Below are 6,273 nucleotides of genomic sequence, written 5' to 3' on the forward strand. Positions count from 1 at the left end.
GGGCAGGGGGCCGTGGGGCTGCGGTCCCGGCCCCCTGCCCCGGTGCGCGACCGGTCGGCTCATGGCCCTGCCCGGCTGCGGCAGGCGGTCGGCCCGGCCCCCCGACCCCGGCGACCGGTCGGCTCATCGCCCTCCTCTGCCTCTCCCCGCAGGTCACGGATGGGCTGGGCCAACCGGCCCACCGCCACTGCCCCTCCCGGGTGTTTGTCCCCGGCCCACCCGCCCCGACCGGTGTGTTGATCTGCTGACAGACGGTGCCGCCGTGCGAGCAAGTCCTCATGGAGAAGGATCAGACGGCGCCCGGCCGCCGCTCGGTGCTCCGCGCCACCGCGTTCGCGACCCTGGCCGCCACGGCGGGCCTCCTCGTCACCGAGAGCCTGCGGAGCCCGTCCCCCGACGCGGGCGGCGGTACGGGGGCGGGAGCGGGCTCCGGCGCCGGTACGGGTAGCGCCGGGGTCCCTGGCGCGGCCCCGGACGGAATCGCCCACGGCGGAGCCGCCCGGAGCACCGGAAGCGGGGCGGCCGGGCCCCCGGCGGCCCAGGCCGCCGCCCGGTCCACCGGAGTGCGCGGCACGGCCTACCGGCTGCAACCGATGACGGAGTACACCCCCACGGCCGCCCGGCGAGCCCTGCCCCCGGTCCGCCGCCACCCCTTCCTGAGCCTCCCCGAGACCGGCCGCACGATGGTGCTGACCTTCGACGACGGGCCCGACCCCCACTACACCCCGAGAATCCTCAACACCCTGCGCCGCTACGACGTGCGCGCGATGTTCTTCGTCTGCGGCGAGATGGTCGAGCAGTACCCCGACCTGCTGCGGGAGATCGCCGACGGCGGACACGTCGTCGGCAACCACACCTGGTCCCATCCGCTGATCCCCCGGCTGTCACGGTCCGGAGTCCGGGGCGAACTGGGCAGTACCAGCACGATCGTGGAACAGGTCCTGGGGGCGCCCCCGCTCTGGTACCGGGCGCCCTTCGGAGCCTGGAACCGGCACTCCTTCGAGATCGGGGCGTCCCTGGGCATGGAGCCCCTGGGCTGGACGCTGGACACCCTGGACTGGATGGAACCGGGCGCGGGCGCGATCGTCAGCCGGGTCCTGGCGGGCGCCGGTCCGGGCGTGGTGGTGCTCAACCACGACGCGGGCGGCGACCGCTCGCAGAGCGTCGTGGCGCTGCGGAACTATCTGCCCAAGCTGCTGGCGGACGGGTACACGCTGACGGTGCCGAGACGCTGACCGCGGAGGTGACGGGCGTTCGGGGCCGCTGCGCCCCTCAGGGCTCCGGGGCCGGTCGGCGCGCACCGGCCGTCCCGCGCTCGCCTCCGGGCCCACCACCCTCCGACGGAACGGGGCGAGCGGGCCCACCCGTCCTCGTACGACGGAACGGGGCGAGCGGGCCCACCCGTCCTCGTACGACGGAACGGTACGAGAACGCTCACCAGCCCTCGTACGACGCGACCTCGCTCCTGAGCCGGTCGATCCGTGCGAGCATCTCGCGGGCGCCGTCCAGATGCGTTTGCTGTACCTCACCGATGCCCCAGTTGGCCGGATGCTCGAACTCCTCCTCCAGTCCGCGTACGTCCGCGATCTGGAACGCGTGGAGGACATCCAGCAGCGAGTCGCCGGTGCGACCGATCTCGTCGGGGTGGTCGGCCACCCCGGGAACGACGAAGACCGTCGTACGCCGCTCCCGGAGTTCGGAGAACCGGTAGCAGATCACCGGCAGCATCTCGATCGGCGCCTCGTCGCTCAGCCGCAGGTGGAGCAGGGGCAGCAGATCGGGGTCGAGGGCGAGGAGGCGGCGCTCGATGGAGTTCCGGGAGGTCGGTTCGGGGTTGGGGCCACCCCGCTCCAGGGGGACGGTGAGGCGCCAGGGCTGGTTGGTGATCATCAGTCCCAGCCGCCAGGGACCGTCCTCGGCGAGGGCGAAGAACTCCTGCGGGAGATCGACCGCGTAGCACTCGCGCAGCACCTCCCGGGTGCTCAGACCGGTCTCGTGCAGAGCGCGTGCCAGCCTCGCCATCGAGGCGTAGTCATCGCGCGATGCCTGGGTCCGCAGTTGTGGGAGCGCACCGTCGTTCACTTACCCGTCCCCTTTGCTTACTTCTTCCGTTTCGCCTTCTCCGCCAGGATCTCCCGGGCCAGGTCGCGCAGTCGGGTCCAGCTCCTGGTGAGTTCGGGCGCTGTCAGCGCGCCGATGATGTCATGGGCCATGGCCTCCAGCCTTCCCAGGGCGTCGTGGGTCTGCTGGGAGCCGGCGGTGGGGGGCGCCTCGGCCATCAGCGTCCGTTCGTCGCGGAGCAGGTTCGTCACCGCGTCGATGTGCTCCTTGATGCTGGCGTCCGCCACGGTCAGCTCCGGGTTGTCGGTCATCAGCCGGATGACGGCCTGGACGTGCCGGAAGACCTGGTTGACCGTCCCCATCTGGGCGCGTCCGAGCCCGGGGATGGTTCCCCCGGTGAGTTCCTGGGTCGCGGTGTGCGGGTTCGCCATGGACTGGGCCTGGCCGGTGAGCGGGTTCGCCGGGTGACGGGCGCGCTCGATGGCGTCCGGGGTGATCTCGAAGCCCCGGTCGGTGCCCAGCCTGGGGTCCGACTCGATGGCCGTGCCCCGTCCGTGCCTCATCGAGAAGGCGGAGCCGAGGACTCGGTTCATCCAGTTCCTGAAGCGGCGCCCCTCGCCGCCGCCGACTCCTCCGTAGGGCCGGCGGCGGTCCGCGGCGCTGGTCTGCTGGCGCATCAGGGCGAAGAGGTCGTACACCTTCTTCTCGTCCCGTGCGTCCCAGAGCTTGGCCAACAGGTTGGGTTCGGTGGGGTACAGCCCCTCGGGGGCGTGCCGGGCGATGGCGGCGCGGATCGCCCGGTCGATCGCGTTCGCGAGCTGGGTGAGCTGGACGTTGCGGGGCGCGGCGTTCGGGCCCCAGTCGAACTCCCCGAAGTGGTAGCCGCCGATGACCATCGTCGCGTCGTCCTCGACGGTGGCGAGGAACGCGTTGTACTGGGCGATCAGCCCCGTGCCGCCGAGGGTGATGAGGCCGCCGTCGGCGTCCTGGCTCAACTTGTAGACCTGTGCGTTGACCTCCGCCAGCTTCCTCATCGCCGCTTCGACATGACCCGAGGTGAAGACGTGACCCTTGATGGTTCCGTAGGGGATCGCGCTCCGGTCGCGCAGGCCCTCCTCCTCGGCCTCCCGCGCGGCCCTCTGCTCGTCGGGAGAGCCCTTGAGGCGGTTGTACTCCGTGCGCACCTTGCTGAGCGCGACCTTCTTGCCGTCCTCGGCCTTGACCCAGGTGGGCGTCCACAGGAAGCCGAAGGCGACCATGAGGAGATGGTCCGGCGCCATGATGTCGGAGACTGCCCGCTCGACCGGCGGACGGCCGCGTTCCGGGCTGGCCGACTGGTCGAGGGGTTCGACGGCGTTGACGCCGATGACGACGGCGGTCCGCGCGGCGGCCACCCGCTGCTCCTGCGAGCCCGTCCACGCCTCGGTGAGATACCGGGCGGCGATCCGCGGGTTGCCGGTCACCTCGCGGGGAATCGCCGCCATGGTGACGACATAGCCCCTCGGGTGGGGATCCTTCATGGGGTGGAGGACGGTGTGCAGCCGGTTGCGCGGCTCGCCCACTGCGATGATCTTGGCGTGTGCGGTCGAGGTCGCCGGGCCGATCTTGTAGCGGAACCCGAGGTTCTCCGCCTGGGTCTCGCCGCCGGGGTTGACCGTCAGTCTGATGCGGTGGAGCTTGCCCGACTTGACCAGCTGGATCGAGGCGAGCCGGTACTGGCGCTTGATCCCCGGCAGCCCGCGCCATACGGACTTGACCGTCGCGTCCTCCGCGCCGATGAGCCGTTTCGCCGCGCGGAGGGCGGCGTCCAGGGCGTTCCGCTTCTCCTGCGGGGAGCGCCGGTCCTCGCGGCGGCGCGGATCCTTCCGCCGGTCCGGCTGCCGCTTCCGGTCCTTGCGGCGACGCCGGTCCCGCTTCCGGGGGCGGTCTCCGGGGCGGTCTCCAGGACGCCGACGACCGGGCCTGCGCACGGCCCCTGGCCGCTTCGGCGCGCCGGGTGCCGGGCGCCGGGGCACGGTCGGCTTCCGCCGGTCGCCCGTGGGCCGGATCCGGGCCCACAGCCGCCGTACCAGCCCCGTGATCTTGTTGATGACCCCGTCCACCGCCCGGTTGACCGGCGCGGACATCCGCTGCACGATCTGGCGGACCCGGCCCGCGATACCGCCGACGCCCAGGATCGCCGCGAGGACGCCGAGGAGAACGGGGATCGAGCGGGCCAGGGCGCGTTCGACCAGGGCGGGGGCGCCGCCCGCGCCACCACGGGCGATGGCGATGACCGCGTCGAGGACCGCGTTGACGAACTCGAAGATCTGCCGCGCCTGGGTGACCACGAACCGCACGATGTCGATGATCAGCTTCACCGCGCGGACGAACGCGGACGCCGGATTGAGCAGCGAGATGATCCACATGATCCCGGCCACCACGATGGTCGGCGTCACATAGGCGATGACCTTGTCGAGCAGCTCCTTGCGCAGATCACCCACGCGGCCGCGCAGCTCGTCCCACATCCCGGCGACCCCGCGCTTGCGCACCTCCGCGACCAGGGGCACCGAGGTCTCGGCGGCCGTGAGCGCCGGTTCCATGCCGGGGACCCTGCCCACGATCCGGGCGCGGATCGACTGCCAGGTCAGTCCGAGCAGCCCGGCGAGCATCCGCAGCACACCCGGGGTGTCGAACTTCGCGGGCACCTCCAGGCCCGCCTCCGCCGTCCGGCCGAGCAGCCACGACAGGATGCCCTGTTGCAGATGGCGGCCGATGTTGCGCAGGAACTGCCGCAGCCCGGCGCCGACGGCCGCCACCAGATTGCGCAGGAACCCGACCGGGTCCTTGAGGATCAACAGCACCGCTTGCGCGGCCTTGGCGAGGACGGCCATCAGCATCCGCTTGAGTTCGAGGATGGTGTTGATGACGGCCTTGACCGCGTCGATGGCCTTGGCCACCAGCCCCTTGTTCTTCTCCTTCTCCGCCGCGATCTCCTCGTCCACGGCCTTGAGCGCGTCGCTGTACTTGGTGGCCAGGGTGTCGACCAGTTGGGTGCCCTTGTCGTCCACCGTCCGGGACAGCTCGTCGAACCGGTCGGTGAACTCGGCCGCCGCCTGCTGGCCCAGCGCGCGCAGATCGGCGGGGAGCGCCCGTACGGCGGCCGCCATCTCGGTCTTCCCCTGCGCGATACGGCGCTTGGCCCGGCCCAGCTCGGTGCCGATGGTGTCGGCGATGGTGGAGATGACCTGGCGCATCCGGCGTACGTAGGTGTCCCGGGCCGCCTCGAAGATCCGGTCGGCCTCGGCGGGCAGCCCCGCGAACTTGTCCTTGACCCAGCGCAACTTGCCGGTGAACCCGGAGTAACGGCGGTCCTTGTACGCGTCCATGTCGCGCTGGTGCTGCGCGGTGAAGGCGTCCCTGGCCTCCTTCTCCAGCCGGGTGAACTGGTCGTCCACCGTCTTGTCCAGCCCGTCCAGGATCCCCTGGACGTCCTTCTGCAGGGTGTCGAAGACGGTCTGGAGTACGGCGGTGACCTGGGCGCGCTTCTCCTCGTCCCGGCCCTTGGCGCCCGACTTGCCCCCATCCACGGCCCGGCCCGTGCCCGCCCGGCTCGCGCCCATCGCCCCCATGGCGGCGACCCCGAGGCCCTTGGCCCGCGCGGTGGCGGCGCTCAGCTCGCCCCGTTCGTGCGCCCGCATCTGACTCGGGGCGGTACGGGAGTGCTGCTCAGCCGCCTTCTTCTCGCCGAGCGCCCCGGTGAACGACGGCTCGTTGGACTTCCGTAACTGGCCCTCGGTGACCTGGGCCTCCGCCATCGTCCGGTTGACATCGGCCGGACCGGCCGACAGATCCGTGGCGGAGGCGGGCAGCTTGTCCGGCACCGCCTGGCCGGGATCGGGCGCGCCCGGGGCGCCCGGGGGCTGGTCGGGAGTGAGCGGGACGACCTCCTTGGGCACGGCGGCGGAGGTGTCGGGCGGCGCGGCGGTGGTGGTCGCGATCTCCTCGGCCGAGTCCGCCTTGCCGGAGCCGACCTGCCCCCGCACCTCCCCCCGTACCTCGTCGGCCTTCCCGGAGTCGGCGAACTTGTCCGCCTCGTCCAGATTCTTCGGCGCCTTGTCCGCGACGGCCTTCTCGACCGCCCGGACGAACGCGTCCTTGTCGAACTCCTTCGGCGTGGCCGCGTCCATCTTCTCCGCGTTCGCGGCCTTGCCCTGCGCGACCTCGTCATCC

Annotated in this window: 3 protein-coding genes; 1 reads left to right on the forward strand and 2 read right to left on the reverse strand. The window is 71.9% G+C overall.

From position 1 onward, the window contains the following. The first annotated feature begins 278 nt into the window (after positions 1-278). On the forward strand, positions 279-1,235 hold the full coding sequence (locus ACFVIM_RS31560; RefSeq protein ID WP_384308706.1) for a polysaccharide deacetylase family protein: 957 nt from the start codon (positions 279-281) through the stop codon (positions 1,233-1,235). A gap of 199 nt (positions 1,236-1,434) precedes the next feature. Here ACFVIM_RS31560 and ACFVIM_RS31565 read toward each other — a convergent pair whose 3' ends face one another. Together ACFVIM_RS31565 and ACFVIM_RS31570 are read right to left on the reverse strand one after the other, a co-directional pair. Then, entirely contained in the window at positions 1,435-2,082 is a 648-nt protein-coding gene (locus tag ACFVIM_RS31565; protein WP_384308709.1) for a hypothetical protein, read from the reverse strand. Between the two features lie 17 nt (positions 2,083-2,099). Then, the coding region (locus tag ACFVIM_RS31570; RefSeq protein ID WP_384308711.1) for a hypothetical protein at positions 2,100-6,273 on the reverse strand (4,174 nt) is incomplete at its 5' end.

The sequence above is a fragment of the Streptomyces sp. NPDC057638 genome (assembly GCF_042800315.1).
Taxonomy (GTDB): domain Bacteria; phylum Actinomycetota; class Actinomycetes; order Streptomycetales; family Streptomycetaceae; genus Streptomyces.

Coding starts and splice junctions, on each gene's coding strand:
- ACFVIM_RS31560 (WP_384308706.1), top strand. CDS start 279: ATGGAGAAGGATCAGACGGCGCCCGGCCGCCGCTCGGTGCTCCGCGCC.